At 65.4% G+C, this 17,716-nt stretch carries 13 protein-coding genes; 4 read left to right on the forward strand and 9 right to left on the reverse strand.

The window, feature by feature from the left end:
• The first annotated feature begins 128 nt into the window (after nt 1-128).
• Entirely contained in the window at nt 129-5,027 is a 4,899-nt protein-coding gene (locus tag AAEQ75_RS12200) for an alpha-2-macroglobulin family protein (RefSeq protein ID WP_343349028.1), read from the forward strand.
• Between the two features lie 68 nt (nt 5,028-5,095).
• Complete coding sequence (gene pbpC, locus AAEQ75_RS12205) at nt 5,096-7,420, forward strand: peptidoglycan glycosyltransferase PbpC (RefSeq protein WP_343349030.1); 2,325 nt, start codon at nt 5,096-5,098, stop codon at nt 7,418-7,420.
• A 211-nt stretch (nt 7,421-7,631) separates the two neighbouring features.
• Here the strand turns inward: pbpC and AAEQ75_RS12210 are convergent, their stop codons facing one another.
• The 8 genes from AAEQ75_RS12210 to AAEQ75_RS12245 all read right to left on the reverse strand — a co-directional run bounded on the left by AAEQ75_RS12210 (nt 7,632) and on the right by AAEQ75_RS12245 (nt 13,133).
• Nucleotides 7,632-8,759 carry a GGDEF domain-containing protein gene (locus AAEQ75_RS12210; RefSeq protein ID WP_343349032.1) on the reverse strand — a complete coding sequence of 376 codons (1,128 nt, stop codon included), beginning with the start codon at nt 8,757-8,759 and terminating at the stop codon, nt 7,632-7,634.
• A gap of 161 nt (nt 8,760-8,920) precedes the next feature.
• Nucleotides 8,921-9,370 carry a DMT family transporter gene (locus AAEQ75_RS12215; RefSeq protein ID WP_343349034.1) on the reverse strand — a complete coding sequence of 150 codons (450 nt, stop codon included), beginning with the start codon at nt 9,368-9,370 and terminating at the stop codon, nt 8,921-8,923.
• 33 nt (nt 9,371-9,403) lie between these two features.
• Nucleotides 9,404-9,889, reverse strand: coding sequence for a GNAT family N-acetyltransferase (locus AAEQ75_RS12220; RefSeq protein WP_343349036.1), 486 nt, complete (start codon nt 9,887-9,889; stop codon nt 9,404-9,406).
• A 16-nt stretch (nt 9,890-9,905) separates the two neighbouring features.
• A complete protein-coding gene (locus AAEQ75_RS12225) occupies nt 9,906-10,460 on the reverse strand; it encodes a DUF4136 domain-containing protein (RefSeq protein WP_143505486.1) in 555 nt (184 codons plus the stop codon).
• A 21-nt stretch (nt 10,461-10,481) separates the two neighbouring features.
• Complete coding sequence (locus AAEQ75_RS12230; RefSeq protein ID WP_343349041.1) at nt 10,482-11,063, reverse strand: DUF4136 domain-containing protein; 582 nt, start codon at nt 11,061-11,063, stop codon at nt 10,482-10,484.
• A gap of 75 nt (nt 11,064-11,138) precedes the next feature.
• Nucleotides 11,139-11,888 carry a methyltransferase domain-containing protein gene (locus tag AAEQ75_RS12235; protein ID WP_256836180.1) on the reverse strand — a complete coding sequence of 250 codons (750 nt, stop codon included), beginning with the start codon at nt 11,886-11,888 and terminating at the stop codon, nt 11,139-11,141.
• A complete protein-coding gene (locus tag AAEQ75_RS12240) occupies nt 11,885-12,190 on the reverse strand; it encodes a nucleotide pyrophosphohydrolase (protein WP_125881515.1) in 306 nt (101 codons plus the stop codon). Before AAEQ75_RS12240 ends, AAEQ75_RS12235 begins: the two co-directional genes overlap by 4 nt.
• 85 nt (nt 12,191-12,275) lie before the next feature.
• Nucleotides 12,276-13,133 carry a MaoC family dehydratase gene (locus AAEQ75_RS12245; protein WP_343349044.1) on the reverse strand — a complete coding sequence of 286 codons (858 nt, stop codon included), beginning with the start codon at nt 13,131-13,133 and terminating at the stop codon, nt 12,276-12,278.
• Between the two features lie 190 nt (nt 13,134-13,323).
• Between AAEQ75_RS12245 and AAEQ75_RS12250 the strand changes: the two genes are divergently transcribed.
• The gene (locus AAEQ75_RS12250) at nt 13,324-14,316 is read left to right on the forward strand and encodes an AraC family transcriptional regulator (protein ID WP_343349046.1); all 993 of its coding nucleotides are present in this window, start codon (nt 13,324-13,326) and stop codon (nt 14,314-14,316) included.
• A gap of 140 nt (nt 14,317-14,456) precedes the next feature.
• Here the strand turns inward: AAEQ75_RS12250 and AAEQ75_RS12255 are convergent, their stop codons facing one another.
• A complete protein-coding gene (locus AAEQ75_RS12255) occupies nt 14,457-15,812 on the reverse strand; it encodes a 3-oxoacyl-ACP reductase (protein WP_343349048.1) in 1,356 nt (451 codons plus the stop codon).
• 374 nt (nt 15,813-16,186) lie between these two features.
• Between AAEQ75_RS12255 and AAEQ75_RS12260 the strand changes: the two genes are divergently transcribed.
• On the forward strand, nt 16,187-17,464 hold the full coding sequence (locus AAEQ75_RS12260; RefSeq protein ID WP_316913894.1) for an acetyl-CoA C-acetyltransferase: 1,278 nt from the start codon (nt 16,187-16,189) through the stop codon (nt 17,462-17,464).
• Nucleotides 17,465-17,716: the final 252 nt, after the last annotated feature.

Here is a 17,716-nt window from a genome sequence, read left to right on the forward strand (position 1 = left end):
CAAAGCGCCGATTATAGGCACAGGGTGGACTGTGCGCAGCTTGGCGGATTTCGTCGCTTCGCCTCGTCGGCGCAGTAGCCGCTCGGCTATAGTATCGGCCTTCGCGCCCCTACTCTCCGGAGCCCGCAATGCCGAACAAAGGACTGCTTCTGGCCTTGGTGCTGAGCCTGCTCAGCGCCTGTGATTCTTCTGAACCTCCTGCCACGGTGACACCCGCCGCTCCTGCTGCGCAGCAGCCGCAGGCGCCCAAACCAGCAGTCGATCGCGACGCGCTGGCCAAGCGCTATGCCGGACGCGAGCTGGAAGTGGTCGACGTTTCCGAGGTGCAGCTCGACGGTGCCAGTGCACTGTCGGTGACCTTCTCCATCCCGCTGGACCCCGACCAGCCCTTCGCCGAACGCCTGCACCTGGTCGACAGCACGGCCGGCAAGGTAGACGGCGCCTGGGAGCTGACCGACAACCTCAGCGAGCTGCGCCTGCGCCACCTGGAGCCGCAGCGCAAGCTGGTGCTAACCATCGATGCCGGCCTGAAATCGATCAATGGCGGCAAGCTCGCCAAAGAGCAGGTCAGCCGCTTCGAAACCCGCGATCTGCAGGCCAGCGTCGGTTTCGCCAGCCGTGGCTCGCTGCTGCCGACCCGACTGGCCGAAGGCCTGCCGGTGATCGCGCTGAACGTCGACAAGGTCAACGTCGAGTTCTTCCGCATCAAGCCCGAGGCGCTACCGCGCTTCCTGTCCCGCTGGGGCCGGGCCAGCAACCTGGATACCTGGGAGGCGCGCGAACTGCTGCCGATGGCCGATTTGGTCTATGGCGGACGCTTCGACCTCAACCCGGCGCGCAATACCCGTGAAACCTTGCTGCTGCCCATCGCCGGCCTGGAGCCGTTCAAGCAGCCGGGCGTGTACCTGGCGGTGATGCGTGAGGCCGGCAGCTACAGCTACTCGCAGCCGGCGACGCTGTTCTCCCTGAGTGATATCGGCCTGTCCGCGCATCGTTACCGCGACCGTCTCGACGTGTTCACCCAGGCGCTCGAAGGTGGCAAGGCGCAGTCCGGCGTGCAGCTCGAGCTGCTCGATGGTGAAGGCGCGCTGCTCGCTGAAGGCAAGACCGATTCGGCTGGCCATGCGCAACTGCCCTTGCCGGAAAAGGCTCAGGTGCTGGTGGCCAAGCAGGACGAACAGACCAGCCTGCTGCGCTTGAACACACCGGCGCTGGACCTGGCCGAATTCGACATCACCGGGCCCAAGGCACATGCCCTGCAATTCTTCGTGTTCGGCCCGCGCGATCTGTATCGCCCTGGCGAAACCGTGCTGCTCAATGGCCTGCTGCGTGACGCCGACGGCAGCCCGGTCAAGGCTCAGCCGGTCAGCGTCGAGGTGCGCCGCCCGGACGAGCAGATCAGCCGCAAGTTCGTCTGGAATGCCGGCGATGACGGCCTCTATCAGTATCAACTGCCGCTCGCCGAAGAGGCCCCGACTGGCCGCTGGCAACTGTTGCTCGACCTGGGTGACGGCAACCCGCAGCTCTACGAATTCCTCGTCGAGGACTTCCTGCCCGAGCGCATGGCCCTGGAGCTCAAGGGCCAGGAGCAGCCTTACGCGCCGAGCGACAGCGCCGAGTTCGCGGTGACTGGCCGCTACCTCTACGGTGCCCCGGCCGCCGGCAACCGCCTGACCGGGCAACTCTACGTGCGTCCGCTGCGTGAGGCGGTGGCGAGCTTGCCGGGCTATCAGTTCGGCGACATCACCGAGGCCGACCTGAGCCAGGACCAGGAACTCGACGAGCAGAATCTGGATGACCAGGGCCGCGCCGTGCTGCGCCCGGAAAATCGCTGGAGCGACGCCAAGTCGCCGCTGCGCCTGATCCTCCAGGCCAGCCTGCAAGAGGCCGGTGGTCGCCCGATCACTCGCCGCATCATCCAGCCGGTATGGCCGGCCGAGCGTTTGCCGGGCTTGCGTGGGCTGTTCGACGGCGAGGAAGTCGACGCCGATAGCCTGGCCGAGTTCGAAATCCTCGTAGCCGATGCTGCTGGCAACAAGCTGGCGGCCGACAACCTCAACGTGCGCCTGGTGCGCGAACGCCGCGACTACTTCTGGAGCTTCTCCGACGGTGAAGGCTGGCGTCACAACTACAACGAGAAATTCCTCACCCTCAGCGACGAGCCGCTGAAGATCGCTGCCGGTGGGACTGCCAAAGTCAGCTTCCCGGTGGAGTGGGGCCCGTATCGGGTTGAGGTTGTAGACAGCCAGACCGGTCTGGTCAGCAGCCTGCGTTTCTGGGCCGGCTACCGCTGGCAAGACAACGCCGATGGCGGCGCAGTGCGCCCGGACCAGGTCAAACTGGCGCTGGACAAGCCTGCCTACGCCGCGGGCGAGGTGGCCAAGATCACCGTCACCCCGCCGGCTGCCGGCAATGGCTACCTGCTGGTCGAGTCCAGCGAGGGGCCGCTGTGGTGGCAGGAAATTAGCGTACCGGCCGAGGGTAAGACCTTCGAGCTGCCCATCGACAAGAAATGGGCGCGTCATGACCTCTATCTCAGTGCTTTGGTGGTTCGTCCCGGCGAGCGCAAGGCACAGGTCACGCCCAAGCGTGCCGTCGGCCTGCTGCACCTGCCGCTGGAGCGCGCTCCGCGCAAGCTGGCAGTCAGCCTGGACGCACCGGAGAAGATGCGTCCCAAGCAGCCGCTGAAGGTCAAGGTCAGCGCGCGCAATGCCGACGGCAGCATCCCTGACAAGGTGCATGTACTGGTCGCCGCGGTGGACGTGGGCATCCTCAATATCACCAGTTATGCCACGCCCGATCCTTTCGCCAACTTCTTCGGGCGCAAGGCCTACGGCGCTGACCAGCTGGACATCTATGGCCAACTGATCGAAGCGCAGGGGCGTGTCGCCAGCCTGGCCTTCGGTGGTGATGCCGGCCTTGCCGCCGGTGGCAAACGCCCGGATACCAGTGTGCTGATCGTCGCCCTGCAGAGCGATGCGCTGAAGCTGAACGACAAAGGCGAGGGCGAAGTCAGTCTGGATATCCCCGACTTCAACGGTGAGCTGCGCCTGATGGCGCAGGCCTGGACCGACGAGCGCTTCGGCATGGCCGAGGCCAAGACGGTGGTGGCCGCGCCGCTGATCGCCGAACTGTCGATGCCGCGCTTCCTTGCCGGTGGTGACGAAACCACGCTGGCGCTGGATCTGACCAACCTGTCCGGCAGCGAGCAGAAGCTCGACGTGCAACTGGGCGTGGAGGGCCAGCTGCGCCTGCTCGGCAAGGGTGAGTCGCCGATCAGCCTGAAGGATGGTCAGCGCACTACCTTGCGCATTCCGGTGCGCGCCGAAGGTGGTCTGGGCCAGGGCCGTATCCATGTCGAGGTGCAGGGCCTGGCTCTGCCGAACGAGGATCTGGCCGACTTCAGCCGCGAGTGGACGCTGGGTATTCGCCCGGCCTATCCGGCGCAGCTGCAGCACTTCCGTGCGGTACTGGGGGAGGGCGAGCCGTGGAGCATGCCGGCGGGCACCCTCAATCAGTTCGAACCTGCCGGGCTGGAGGCCGTGTTGGCGCTGTCGAGCCGACCGCCTCTGAATCTCGGTGAGCAGATCCGCGCGCTCAAGGCTTACCCCTATGGCTGTCTGGAACAGACCACCAGTGGCCTGTATCCGTCGCTCTACGCTGACGCTGCGAGCCTCAAGCGCCTCGGCCTGGAAGGCGAGCCGGACGAGCAACGGCGCAAGAGCATCGAGCTGGGTATCGAGCGTCTGCTCGGCATGCAGCGTCACAGTGGCGGCTTCGGCCTGTGGAGCGCCGAGAGTGAAGAGGAATACTGGCTCACCGCCTATGTCACCGACTTCCTCCTGCGTGCTCGCGAGCAGGGCTTTGGCGTACCGCCAGAGGCCCTGAAGAAGGCCAACGACCGCCTGCTGCGCTACCTGCAGCAGAGCAGTCTGATTGAAGCCAGCTACAGCCAGGACTTCGCTCACACCCGCTTCGCCGTGCAGGCCTACGCTGGCTACGTGCTGGCGCGCAGTCAACAGGCGCCGCTGGGCGCGCTACGCAGCCTGTTCGACCGTCGTAACGACGCCCGCTCCGGTTTGCCGCTGGTGCAACTGGCCGCCGCATTGAAGCTGATGGGCGATGCACCACGTGCCGAGCAGGCGTTGAATCAGGGCTTGATCCAACAACGCGATGGCGAACGCTGGATGGCCGATTACGGCAGTCCGCTGCGTGACCAGGCGCTGATTCTCGCCCTGTTGGAAGAGCATGATCTGGCTGCCGGCCAGCGCGAGCAGCGTCTGTTCAACCTGGCAGATGAGCTGGCAGGTCAGCGCTGGTTGTCGACCCAGGAGCGCAACTCGCTGTTCCTCGCCGGTCGCGGCATTCTCGGCAAACCCGAGCAGACCTGGAGCGCCAAGCTGGCCAGCGGCGCCTTCCAGTTCGACCTGAGCAACCAGCAGCCCGGCATCAAGCTGGAGCGTGCGGAGCTGGCCGAACCGCTGAGCGTGAGCAACGCCGGCAGCGCTACCTTGTATCAGCAACTGACCCTGTCCGGTTACCTGAGCCAGGCGCCGCGCGCCGGTGGTGAGAACCTCAGCATCGAGCGCGAATACCTCGGTATGGATGGTCGCCCGCTCGATTTGCAGCGCCTGGACAGCGGCGAACTGGTGCTGGTGCACCTGGCCGTGCGCGCCAAGCAGCGTGTGCCGGATGCCCTGGTCGTTGACCTGCTCCCGGCTGGCCTGGAGCTGGAGAACCAGAACCTGGCGCAAAGCGCGGCGAGCCTCGATGACGCCGGCAGCAACGTCAAGGAGTGGCGTCGGTCGATGCAGAACGCGCGGATCAAGCATCAGGAATATCGTGGCGACCGCTACGTGGCCGCCGTGGATGTGGAGGAGTACGGCACCACCCATCTGCTCTACCTGGCCCGTGCGGTGACGCCGGGCAGCTACCGCGTACCGCCACCGCAGGTCGAATCCATGTACCGCCCGAGCTGGCAGGCACTGGGTAGTGCGCCGGATAGTCTGGTGGTGAGGGGGCGCTAAAAGCGATCCCGGATTCATTTGGGCTACAGTCTGCGTAGCCCGGATGAATCCGGGAGCTTGTACTGACCATGCCATTCAAACGCTGGCGGCGTTGGCTGCTGATCCTCCTGCTCCCCCTGACCCTGCTCTGGCTAGCCGACCAACTCTTTCCACTACCCCTGCCCGAGGATGATCTGGCGCGGGTGGTGCTGGCCGAGGACGGCACGCCGTTGTGGCGCTTCGCTGACCGTGATGGCGTATGGCGCTACCCGGTGACGCCCGAAGAGGTCTCGCCCTATTACCTGGAAGCGCTGCTGACCTACGAGGACCGCTGGTTTCGCCAGCACCCTGGGGTCAATCCGTTGGCGTTGGGGCGCGCGGCCTGGCAGAACCTCACGGGCGGGCGCGTGGTGTCCGGCGGCAGTACGCTGTCGATGCAGGTGGCGCGGCTGCTCGATCCGCATGGGCGTGACCTGCCCGGCAAGCTCAAGCAACTGTGGCGCACGGCGCAGTTGGAATGGCACCTGTCCAAGGACGAAATCCTCACCCTGTACCTGAACCGTGCGCCTTTCGGTGGCACCCTCGAGGGCGTGGCGGCGGCAAGCTGGAGTTACCTGGGCAAGCCGCCGAGCCAACTGACCCGTGCCGATGCCGCGTTGCTCGCGGTGCTGCCGCAGGCGCCCAGCCGTTTGCGTCCGGACCGCCATCCTGAGCGCGCCCAGGCCGCACGTGACAAGGTGCTGCGGCGCCTGGGCGAGTTTCAGGTGTGGCCCCAGTCCCAGGTAGACGAAGCGCTGGAGGAGCCAGTGTTTCTCGCGCCGCGCCGTGAGCCAAGCCTCGCGCCCTTGCTGGCGCGGCGGCTGAACCGTGCCGGCAGCCCACCACTGATTCGCACCACTCTCGATGCCGGCTTGCAGCTGCGCCTGGAAGATCTGCTGCTGGGCTGGCGCGCGCGCCTGCCAGAGCGCACCTCGGCGGCGATTCTGGTGGTCGAGCACGAGAGCATGGCGGTGCGTGCCTACCTTGGATCGGTGGATATAGCTGATACCTCGCGCTTCGGTCACGTCGACATGGTTCGCGCCCTGCGCTCGCCGGGCTCGACGCTGAAGCCCTTTCTCTATGGCATGGCCCTGGATGCCGGGCTGATTCATTCCGAGTCGCTGCTACAGGATGTGCCGCGACACTATGGCGACTACCGGCCCGGCAACTTCGCCGCCGGCTTCATCGGTCCGGTATCGGCCAGCGAGGCGCTGGCCACCTCGCTCAATTTACCGGCGGTGCAGTTGCTCGAAGCCTATGGGCCGAAACGCTTTACCGGCGAGCTGCGCAGTGCCGGTGTGCCTATTCGCCTGCCAGCGCTGGCAGAGCCGAATCTGGCACTGATCCTCGGTGGCGGCGGTTCGCGCCTGGAGTCGCTGGTGGCAGGCTACAGCGCCTTCGCGCGCGGTGGCATGGCGGCCAAGCCGCGCCTGCAGCCGGATGATGAACTGCGCGAGCGGCGCCTGCTGTCGCCCGGCTCGGCCTGGATCATCAGGCGCATTCTCAGCGGTCAGGCGCGTCCTGATCGTGACCCGCGCGCCTACCTGGCGCAGCGCCCGACCCTGGCCTGGAAAACCGGCACCAGCTACGGCTTTCGCGATGCCTGGGCCATCGGCGTCGGCCCGCGTCACCTGATCGGTATCTGGATCGGTCGCCCGGATGGCACGCCGGTGCCTGGCCAGTTCGGCCTGGCCTCCGCTGCGCCACTGCTGCTGCAGGTTCACGATCTGCTGGTCAACCGCGACAGCCAGCGCGGCATTGCCACACCGCCCGATCCACAACCTGCCGAGGTGGGTGTGGCGGCCATCTGCTGGCCATTGGGGCAGCCGATGAGCAGGGACGACCCCAACTGCCGGCGCCTGCGTTTCGCCTGGACGCTCGAAGGCACAACGCCACCCACGCTGCTGGCAGCCGATCAGCCACTGGGGAACGGGTTGCGCGAGCGCTATTGGGTCAATGCCCAAGGGCTGCGCGTCGGTTCAGGTTGTGCCGGGGCCGAAGCGCGTGAACTGGCCTTGTGGCCGGCACCGCTGGAGCCCTGGTTGCCGCGCCGGGAGCGGCGTACCGCGCGCTTGCCACATATCGATGCGAGCTGCCCGCCACCACAGAGCAGTCAGGTGTCACCGCTGTCCATCGTCGGTGTGCGCAATGGCGATCGCTTGCGTCGGCCGCAAGGCAGTCAAGAACCGCTAAGGCTCAATCTTTCGGCCCTGGGCGGCAGCGGTCGGCGCTGGTGGTTCCTCGATGGCCAACCTATTGGAGAGAGCACTCAGGATGCTCCCTTCAACCACGCGTTCGCCAGTGGCCGGCATCAACTGAGTGTGCTCGACGAAGGCGGCCAGACCGCTCGTCTGGAATTTAGCGTAGGGCCCTGAGATCTGAGTTTCCAGGTGTCGGCCGCTCTGGCCTGAGCTGCCTGGCCGATGGTCTAACCGGGCAGATGGGCAAGTTCCGCCTTTAGTCGTGATGGGCTTTGTAAGATGCCGTGCACACCACTTATCCCTCCGGAACACGCTGGTGTGCGCCGCCTGGGCAGCCCCGCTGCACCTTACCTAAATCGGTACGTGATCTTAACGCCAGCGCGCCTTAGTGATCGGCCGCAACCAGACGATTGCGACCCTCGCGTTTGGCGCGGTAGAGCGCGCCATCCACGCGCTTGAAGAAGGCGTCGGCGTTGCAGTCACGGCGACTGTTGAAGCAGCCGACGCCCAGGCTGGTGGTCAGCTCCAACTGCTGGTCGGCCAGTCGCAATCCTTCCGCTTCCAGTTCCTTGCGAAAGTGCTCGGCCAGATCCCAGGCCTGGGCCAATGTGGTGCCTGGCAGCAGCACGCCGAACTCTTCGCCACCCAGGCGCAGCAGTGCGTCGGCATCGCGGCGAAACACCTTGCGCATGCGTTCGGCGAAGGCGCTCAGGCAGGCATCGCCACCGGTGTGACCGTGTTCATCGTTGACCTTCTTGAAGAAGTCGATATCCATCAGTACCAGCGACAGCGGCTCGCCCTGGCGCACTGCATTGGCCACCAGGCTGGGAAACAGGTTATTGAACTGATAGCGGTTGCCGAGCTGGGTCAGGCTGTCGGTGCGACTGAGCAGGTCCAACTGGCTTTGCTGCTCCAGCAGCTTGAGCTCCAGATTGATGGTGGCGCGGTACTCGCGATGGTTACGCCCTAATACCAGAATCAGATAGCTGAGATAGAAGATCAGAGTGATCAGCATCGCGTGCCTCTGCTGCCAGTTCAGCGCCATCACTGCCAGGCCCGGCAGATAGAGCAGGGCCAGCGCCAGGAGTGCGCGGCCGCGGCGCATGGCGAAGTTGAAGGTCATCGCCGTGGCGAAGGCCACCGTGGCCAGGGTGGCGATCATTTCCGAGTCGTTGTAGGCGTTGCTGTATACCGCTAGCGCATGGGCCTGGCCCCAGCACAGCGAGGTCAGGAGAATCAGGCCCCAGTGACGGTCGAGCCAGCGCTGCAACTGCTCGGGGTTTTCGAGGCCGTCAGGGCGGTGCAGCAGTCGCGCGGCCAGCAGTGCAGCGAACAGCAGGCAGCCCAGCACCCCGCTGAACATCAGGCTGCCGGGCGCTGCGCTGAAGGCCCAGGTCAGCAGCCAGGCCAGAAAATAGAATAAGCCACCCAGGCGCGTGCGGATGCGGGTGTCATCCACTTCGCGCCACAGGGCGAAGGTATTGGGTTGGCGCGGTACTTCGGCGTCGGTCATCGTTTTCGGCCTGTCACCGCTGGCGGCCACCTCCGGGCCGTCGCAGGCGACGTCAGAACCTTCTCCACGGGGCTTTTTGTGATCACAGAAAGTGCATGCCTGAGCATAGCGCCTTTTTGTGATACCTGGAGTGTCCATTTGCCAGTATTCGCGGCCACCCGTCAGCCGCGACGGATCATCCATATCCCGGCGACGATCAACAGCAGACCTGCCACCTTGCCGAGGGTGATGGGATTTTCGCGGAAACCGGCCCAGCCGAAATGATCGAGGGTGATGGCCATGGCCAGTTGTCCGGCGATCACCAGCACCATGAACAGCAGCGCGCCCACGCGTGGGCCGGCGAAGGCTGCAGTAGCAATGAAGAAAGCGCCGAGCAGGCCGCCGCTCCAGTGCCACCAGGTCAGCTCCTTGAGCGCACCGAGGCCAGGCATTTCACGCTGGCTAAGGGTCATCAGCAGTAACGCCAGGCTGCCAACGGCAAAGGAAATCAGCGCGGCGGCGAAGACACTGGACAGGTGACGGGCAAGCTGGCCATTGATACCGGCCTGCAGAGGCAGCACCGCGCCGGCGAGGAAGGGCAGGGCTAGCAGCCAGCCGCTGATGTGGTTCATAAATAACTCCAACGAGGGAAACGGGGTAAGGCGTTACGATAGGTTTTTTTCCAGCTGCACCAGGGCGATGCGGCTGCCATCCGGGGCGCGGCGTTCGACGATGCCGACGGTCTGATAGCCAAGACGCGTGTAGAGCAGCAGGCCGCCAGCGTTGGCGTTGAAGCAGGACACCTTCATCAGCGGCGCCTTGTAGCGCTCGTGGGCGATCTGCTCCATCACTTCCACCAGGTGCTGAGCCACGCCCTGGCTGCGTGCCCAGGGTGCCACCATCAGGTTACCGAGGGCGCAGAATTCGCCGTGCTGCCATTGGTAGAAATTGGCGAAGCCGGCGACTTTTCCAGCCAGTTCCACCACGGTGCTTTCACGCCGCTCGGCGATGGCGGCAGCGAGCTGGCCGACGTTGAGTGGCCAGATGGCCTTGGGGTAGCAAAAGAACAGTTCATCGACATTCTGCGGGAAGCCGACCACGTCACCGAGGTCGGTGGCCGTGGCCGGGCGGTGTTGCAGGTTTGCGTTCAAACGGGGCGGTCCTTGTTTAGCGCGGTGGATACTGCGAGAGCACCTGGGTGACGGTTTCACGGATCGCCCGCTCGCGCTCGATCGGTGTCGGTGGCTGGCTGCGCATGACCTGTTCACCGCTGCCGCGCCAGACCAGTTTGCCGTCTTTGCCGTCGTACAAGTCGATCTGCAGCGTCGCGACCTTGTAGTCCACACGGCGCGTTTCGGTGAAGGCCGGGCCGCCCCAGTAACCTCCCCAATAGCCGCCCCAGCCACCGCCGTACTGGGTGGTGATCTGGTCCTGACGCTCGTCGACGATCAGCACGCTCTGCACTTTCAGGTCGCCCTTGCCGTCAGCTGCTTGGCGCAGGCCGCGTTGCTCGAGCTGCTCGGCGACGGCCTGGCTGATTCGCGCTTCGGTGATGTCGCTCTTCAGGCGTGCGTCGTCGGGTTGGTAGGCGAGCTTGTCGTCCATCCAGCTCCAGCTGCGGTAGGCGCCGAAGTCGCGACTGGGATCGAAGTCGCGCTCCAGGCTGACGCTGGCGCAGCCGCTCAGGAGCAGTGCCGCGATCAGGTAGGACAGGTTACGCATGGTGCTCTCCAGGGCTGTCGATCAATAGGGTGGGTAGCCGTTCAGCGCGCTGCGGATGGCCGCACGCATGGCATCGGCCTGCGCCGCCTGGTCCTTGCCGGCCACGGCTTCGCCGCTGCCTGACCAGACCACCTGGTGGTCGCGTGGGTCGATCAGTTCGATGCGCACCACGGCCACTTTCTGTTCGTAGGTGCGCACGATGGGGGCGCTGCCGTAGGCGCCGTAGCGGCGGTCCCAGTGGCTGCCGGTGCCGTAGTAGCCACCGACGTTGTCCTGATACTGGCGAAGACGGGTTTCCTGGCTGATACGGGCGCTGACCAGCACGTCGCCTGGGCCATTGAGCGCCGGGCGCAGGCCATACTGGTCGAGGCCGGCGCTGACGCTGTCGGCCAACTGATCGCCGCCAGGCGCGCGGCCATCCAGCCAGCTCCAGCTGCGGTAGCGGCCGTAGTCACGCGGCGCGGCAGGGTAGGCGCTGCGGTCGAAGGTGGTGGCCGCTTCGGGCGGCGCCGGTGGCATGGGTAGCGACTCGGCCTGGTAAGGGTTCTTGCTTTGGCAGGCGGCCAGCAGCGGCAAGATGAATAGGGCTATGGCGGTGCGCATGGTCGTCTCCGTGGTCGCGTGCGGCATCCCCGATGGTTTCAGGCTACGCCGGCCTGCCAGCTTCGTCCAACGCGCTCAGCGTGGTCGGCAGATCCAGTGCAGGTAGCGGCCGAGCCCCTCGAAGCTGGGATGGCGGCGGTGCGCCAGCTCCATTTCCAGCAGGTCGATCAGTTCGGCTTTGGCCTGGAATTGCTGCGGCATGTAGTCGTGGAATACGCGTACGCCGCTGCGGCTTTCGACCTGCCAGTCGGCGGCGAGTTGCGTGCTCAGCTCGCGCGGGTCGACCGGCTGCTGTGGTGTCAGGCTCTGTTTCTCGCCGGCGAAGTGTTCCTTGCGCAGTTTGCGGAAATGCCCCTTGAGCAGGTTGCGGTAGATCAGCGCGTCCTTGTTGTAGAAGGCCAGCGACAACCAACCGTCCTTGGCCGTGAGCTGATGCAGCACCGGCAGAATGGCCGCCGGCTCGGCCAGCCACTCCAGCACGGCGTGGCACAGCACCAGATCGAAGGGCTCCTGTAACTGGCCGAGCAGATCCTGCCAGGGTGCCTGGAGGAAAGTGGCATTCTGGCCTGCCTCGGCGAAGCGCTGCCGAGCACCTTCGAGCATGGGCTCTGCGGGCTCGGCGAGGGTGATCTGATGGCCGCGTTGGGCCAGCCACAGGCTCATGTGGCCCAGGCCGGCGCCGACGTCCAGCACGCGCAGCGGGCGATCCGGTAGCGCTTCAGCGAGATCAGCCTGCAGCACGGCGAGGCGGATGGCACCCTTGGCGCCGCCATAGATCTTCTCGGCGAAGCGGGTGGCGAGTTCATCGAAGTGGCGGTCGCTCATTTGAGGAAGCGCCGTTCGTTGTCGGCGAGCTTGTCTAGCACCGCCTGGTTCATGTCCAGGCCTAGTTCACTGCACAGTTGCAGCAGATAGAGCACCACGTCGGCTACTTCCTGCCCAGCGTGGGCGAGCTGGTCGGCAGACAGCTGGCGCGACTGCTCTTCGCTCAGCCACTGGAAGATCTCCACCAGCTCGGCCATTTCCACGCTGGCGGCCATGGCCAGGTTCTTCGGGCTCTGGTAACGGCGCCAATCGTTGTGATCGCGAATGGCGTGCATGCGGGCGGTGAGTTCAGCGAGGTTCATGGTGTGGCTCCGTTCGAGCCGCATAGCTTCGGCTCGAACGGAGCGTGCTGCAAGATGTCCTGCGCGCTTATTCACATGTAGGAGATCAATTTTCCAGCGGCTGCCAGCTCCCAGCCATATGCGGGGTGTCGCCTTCGCTGATCAGGCGGAACTGGCCGCTGGCGCCAGGCACGCTGGCTTGCAGGGCAACCTGGGTGGGCAGCAGCACGGGCTTCTGGAAGCGTACGTCCACGGCGTAGCCGGCCTGCGGCAGGTGGGCGTGCAAGGCCGCGAGGCTGCGCGCCTTGTTCCACAGGCCATGAGCGATGGCGCGTGGGAAACCGAACAGACGTGCCGTTACGGCGTAGAGGTGGATCGGGTTGTAGTCGCCGGCCACGCGAGCGTAACGCCGGCCTGTATCGGCAGGGGCGGCCCAGTCGGCCAGTGGCGTCAGCTCCAGCGGCGGCTGTTCGGCGCGTAGCGGCGCCTGGCCGTCGAGACGTAGAGCGCGGCAGAGAATGCGGCTGTCACCTTCCCAGAGCAGGCCGAGCTGATCTTCCAGGCGGGTGATCAGGCTGAACGTGGCGCCTTTGTCGTGCGGCTGCAGGTCGGTCACCTGCACGCTGACCTGGAACGGCCCCAGCCCGCCCATTGGGCGCAATACGCGGATACGGTTCTCCAGATGCACCAGGCCCAGCAGCGGGAACGGAAAGCGGCGGTCGGTGAGCAATTGCATCTGCAAACCGAAAGCCAGCACATGCGGATAGACCGGTGGCAGGTAGGGACTGTCTGCGATGGCGCAGACCTGGCGATAGCGCGCCAGGTGTTTCGGGTCCACGTCCACGCGGCAGCGCAGGCCGATATTGGGTAGCTGGCGGCCTGTCACCTTGCGGCGCAGGGCTGCGCGCAGGAACAGGCCGGGCAGGGCCGGTGGTGTATCGAGGTCGAGCCAGTCGATGGCCATTGGCGAACTCCTTGGCGAATGAATGACAGCAGCTTAACCCTCAGACCCACACTGGCATTGGCTGTTCTGCCCAGCGTGTGTGCAGGCCAGTCAATCCGACGTGCGACGCGGTTTGCGCGCGGTGGCTCGCTGACCCTAAGATGGCTCCGCTCACGAAAAACGCTCACTAATAAGAAGAACAGCAGGAATCATGCGTGATCTGACCGACGATGTGGCGCTGATGCGCCCGGTAAGCGATGCCCTGCGTGCCAGCGGAACCGATCCTGACCGCGTGCTGGTGCGCGTTGGCCTGCCGCCTGGTGGGCTGCCGGCTGGCCGCTTTCCTCATGCCGCCCAGGCGCCATTCTGGAAGGCCGCCAGCGAAGAGTGTGGCGAGGAGCATGTCGGGCTGTACCTGGCCCAGCACCTGCCCGCCTTCCATGGCCTGCTGCTGGAATATCTGTTTCTCTCCAGCGAAACCTTTGGCGTTGGCCTGCGCCACGCGCTGCGCTATGTGCGCCTGCTCTCCGACACCCTCAGCGCGCGCCTGGACGTGGAAGGCGACGTGGCCGTGCTGACCCTGGGACTGGAAGCCGATACGCCGCGGCACTTTCCGGAGATGCTGGCAGGGGCGGTGATCCGCCTGTTCGCGGCATTGACCGAAAACGATTTCCGCCCGCGTGAAGTGCGCTTCATGCATGCCGAGGGCGCGCCTGCTGAGCGCTACCAGGCTGTCTATGGTTGCCCGGTAAGTCTGGGCGCCGAGGATTGTGCGCTGCTGTTCGACGCTGCAGTGCTGGACAAGGCCTCGCGCCACGCCGCCCCGGAATTGCTGCGCATGCACGAGTCGCTGGCGCGGCGGCAGTTGGCGGAAGTGGAGAGGCTGGACCTGGTGCGCCAGGTGCGCGAGCTGATTGCCGAACTGCTGGTCGATGGCGGCGCCACCCTGGAGCAGGTGGCGGCGCGCTTGAACATGCCGGCACGGCGCTTGCGCGAGCGCCTGGCCATGGCCGGGGTTCGCTTCAACGACCTGATCACCGATTACCGCTGCCGCCTGGCCAAGGAACTGTTGCTCAAGACCGACGAGCGTATCGAAGTGATCGTCGAACGCACCGGCTTCTCCGAGCCGAGCACCTTTTACCGCGCGTTCAAGCGCTGGGTCGGGGAAACGCCAGTGGAATTTCGCAAGCGCGGCAAAGCCTGAAGTCGTAGGGTGCGCCGTGCGCACCACGCATCCGCCGGATGAATGGTTGACCTCGGTGCGCGCGGCGCACCCTACACGAATCGCCCTGGTAGTAGGTTGGGCCGGGCGGCGATCCGCTTCAGCCCATCATCGCAACGGTCTCAAGCCCCCAACAAACTTTGCCCGCACACGCGCAGCACCTGCGCAGTCACTGCGCCCGAGCCCGGCTGGGCGAACCAGGCCACGGCTTCGGCGACGTCTTGCGGCAGGCCGCCCTGGCTCATCGAGTTCATCCGGCGTCCGGCTTCGCGGATACCCAGCGGAATGGCGGCGGTCATCTGGGTTTCGATGAAGCCAGGGGCCACCGCGTTGATGCTGATGCCTTTCTTCGCCAGGGTCGGCGCCCAGGCCTGAGCCAGGCCGATCACGCCGGCCTTGCTCACCGCGTAGTTGGTTTGACCCATATTGCCGGCGATGCCGCTGATCGAGGCGATCAGCACCACGCGGCCGTTGTCGTGCAGCTTGTCGGCGTCCAGCAGCGCTTGGGTCAGTACTTGCGGCGCCTTGAGGTTGACGTCGATCACCGAGTTCCAGAAGGCGTCGCTCATCTTCGCCAGGGTCTTGTCGCGGGTGATGCCGGCGTTGTGCACGACGATGTCGAGGCCGTCGGGCAGGGCTTCTACCAGGCGCTGCGGCGCATCTTCGGCGCAGATATCCAGGGTCACGGCGCGTCCACCCAGGCGCGCCGCCAGCGCCTGCAGCGCATCGGCTGCCTGGGGCACATCGAGCAGCACCACCTCGGCGCCGTCACGGGCGAGCACTTCGGCGATGGAGGCGCCGATGCCGCGCGAGGCCCCGGTGACCAGCGCTTTCTTGCCGGCCAGCGGGCGTGTCCAGTCCCTGACCTGTTCACTGCAGGCGCCGAGCCGCAGCACCTGGCCGGAAACGTAAGCGCTCTTCGGCGAGAGGAAGAAGCGCAACGCGCCTTCCAGTTGCTGCTCGCCACCTTTGCCGACATACAGCAACTGCACGCTCCCGCCGCGACGAATTTCCTTGCCCAGAGAGCGGGTAAAGCCCTCCAGTGAGCGCTGCACGCTGGCGGCGATTGGGTCTTTGAGCGACTCGGGCGCACGCCCCAGCACTACTACACGAGGGCTGTTGGCCAGCCCCTTCAAGGCGGGCTGGAAGAAGTCGCGTAGCTCGATCAACTGCTCGAAACGGGTCAGGTGGCTGGCGTCGAAGACCAACGCCTTGAGCTTGGGGCCGTGCTCGGCGGTCCAGCGGGGCAGGTCGAACTGGCCGTCGCGCGCGGCGAACAACTGATCCGTGAGCTTGCTGGCAAAAGGCTGGATTGCCTTGACCAGTTCGCCTTCACCGCCGAACAGCAGGGCCCCGTCGATCGGTCGTACGCGGCCGGCCATCCAGCGTTCCAGGCGCACAGGCGCCGGCAGACCGAGGGCGCCAACCAGGCGGCGGCCGGTGGATGAATTGGCGAAGGCGAGGTAACGATCAGACATGAAGGGCTCCTGCGGGCGAATCGAAAGTCGTGTCACTGTACGCGGCAGTCGGCAAAGCGCAATTGACTCTGTTGCCTCACGCGCCGGCGAGGCGGGCAATGTTCGCGGCTATTCAAGGTTTAGCCTGTACGACCATAGGGCTAAAGTGTCAGAACCTGCTCACGATCTGCTGCGCGTCGGCCCTACTGCGTTAAAAACAGCCTCGGACTGCTCATTTACAGCTCGTAAACTGCGCGTCCTCGCCTGTTTTTGCCTTGTAGGGCTCTAGCTCGCGAGATCGTGAACAGATTATACGTCTCATGTTTCTGGGAACCGGCTGACGGGCAATAGTTCGCCACAGGTTTCTTCGATTTCTCGACCAGCAAGGAGTCCACATGACCCAGTTGCGCCGGGTCGCCATCGTAGGCGGCAACCGTATCCCGTTCGCGCGTTCCAACACCGTCTACGCCAGGGCGAGCAATCAGGAAATGCTGACCAGCGCCCTTGAAGGGCTGGTGGAGCGCTTCAATCTGCATGGCGAGCGCCTCGGTGAGGTGGTGGCCGGGGCTGTGCTCAAGCACTCGCGGGACTTCAACCTGACCCGTGAATGCGTGCTGGGCTCGCGCCTGGCGCCGGAGACGCCGGCCTACGACCTGCAGCAGGCCTGCGGCACCGGCCTGGAGGCGGCGATTCTGGTGGCCAACAAGATCGCTCTTGGGCAGATCGACTGCGGCATCGCTGGTGGCGTCGATACCACCTCCGACGCGCCCATCGGCGTCAACGAGGGGCTACGGCAGATTCTGCTGGAAGCCAATCGCAGCAAGGGCACCGGCGACAAGATCAAGAGTCTGCTGAAGATTCGCCCGCGCCACCTGGCGCCGCACATTCCACGCAATGGCGAGCCGCGCACCGGCTTGTCGATGGGCGAGCATTGCGAGCTGATGGCGCAGCGCTGGGCCATCCCGCGTGACGAGCAGGATCAGCTGGCACTGGCCAGTCACCAGAAGCTCGCGGCGGCCTACGCCGAGGGTTGGCACGATGACCTGATGACGCCGTTTCTCGGTCTGACCCGCGACCAGAATCTGCGCCCGGACATCAGTGCGGAGAAACTCGCGACCCTCAAACCCTGCTTCGAACGCGGACCGCGCGGCACGCTGACCCCGGCCAATTCCACGCCGCTGACCGATGGCGCCTCGCTGGTGCTGCTGGCCAGCGAGGAATGGGCCAAGGCTCGTGGCCTGCCGGTGCTGGCCTACCTGCGCGACGGCGAGGCGGCGGCGGTGGATTTCGTCCAGGGCAAGGAGGGCCTGCTGATGGCACCGGTCTATGCGGTGCCACGCCTGCTGGCGCGCAACGGCCTGACCCTGCAGGACTTCGACTACTACGAGATCCACGAGGCCTTCGCCGCTCAGGTGCTGTGCACGCTCAAGGCCTGGGAGGACGCCGAGTACTGCAAGGAGCGCCTGGGTTTGGACGCCGCACTGGGGACCATCGACCGCAGCAAGATGAACGTCAAGGGCAGTTCGCTGGCTGCCGGCCACCCGTTCGCGGCCACTGGCGGACGCATCGTCGTCAACCTGGCCAAGCTGCTGTCGGTGGCCGGTGAGGGGCGCGGTCTGATCTCCATCTGCGCGGCAGGCGGTCAGGGTGTGACTGCAATCCTCGAGCGGTAATCCAATACGGGTGGTCGCAAGTCATCGCGATCACTCGATGTAAGCAACTCCGTGATTCGGGCGGCCCGCGTAGCGCGTGGCCGCCCTTTTTTTGCGCGCCGCAGGCCTGTAGGAGGGGCTTCAGCCGCGACAAGCGCTCGCAGCGTGCTGTTCTCTGCGAACGCTGCGGTGGCCTGTCGCGCGGCAAATCACCACAGCGCCGGTTATGCCTTTAGCGGCTAGTCTTTTAGTGCGCATTGATCCAGATCAGTA

The sequence above is a fragment of the Pseudomonas sediminis genome (assembly GCF_039555755.1).
GTDB classification, from domain to species: Bacteria; Pseudomonadota; Gammaproteobacteria; order Pseudomonadales; family Pseudomonadaceae; genus Aquipseudomonas; species Aquipseudomonas mendocina_D.

Excerpts from the sequence above, each read along its gene's own strand:
- AAEQ75_RS12200 (WP_343349028.1), top strand. The coding sequence starts at position 129 with ATGCCGAACAAAGGACTGCTTCTGGCCTTGGTGCTGAGCCTGCTCAGC.
- pbpC (WP_343349030.1), top strand. The coding sequence starts at position 5,096 with ATGCCATTCAAACGCTGGCGGCGTTGGCTGCTGATCCTCCTGCTCCCC.
- AAEQ75_RS12210 (WP_343349032.1), bottom strand. The coding sequence starts at position 8,759 with ATGACCGACGCCGAAGTACCGCGCCAACCCAATACCTTCGCCCTGTGG.
- AAEQ75_RS12215 (WP_343349034.1), bottom strand. The coding sequence starts at position 9,370 with ATGAACCACATCAGCGGCTGGCTGCTAGCCCTGCCCTTCCTCGCCGGC.
- AAEQ75_RS12225 (WP_143505486.1), bottom strand. The coding sequence starts at position 10,460 with ATGCGTAACCTGTCCTACCTGATCGCGGCACTGCTCCTGAGCGGCTGC.
- AAEQ75_RS12230 (WP_343349041.1), bottom strand. The coding sequence starts at position 11,063 with ATGCGCACCGCCATAGCCCTATTCATCTTGCCGCTGCTGGCCGCCTGC.
- AAEQ75_RS12235 (WP_256836180.1), bottom strand. The coding sequence starts at position 11,888 with ATGAGCGACCGCCACTTCGATGAACTCGCCACCCGCTTCGCCGAGAAG.
- AAEQ75_RS12240 (WP_125881515.1), bottom strand. The coding sequence starts at position 12,190 with ATGAACCTCGCTGAACTCACCGCCCGCATGCACGCCATTCGCGATCAC.
- AAEQ75_RS12245 (WP_343349044.1), bottom strand. The coding sequence starts at position 13,133 with ATGGCCATCGACTGGCTCGACCTCGATACACCACCGGCCCTGCCCGGC.
- AAEQ75_RS12250 (WP_343349046.1), top strand. The coding sequence starts at position 13,324 with ATGCGTGATCTGACCGACGATGTGGCGCTGATGCGCCCGGTAAGCGAT.
- AAEQ75_RS12255 (WP_343349048.1), bottom strand. The coding sequence starts at position 15,812 with ATGTCTGATCGTTACCTCGCCTTCGCCAATTCATCCACCGGCCGCCGC.
- AAEQ75_RS12260 (WP_316913894.1), top strand. The coding sequence starts at position 16,187 with ATGACCCAGTTGCGCCGGGTCGCCATCGTAGGCGGCAACCGTATCCCG.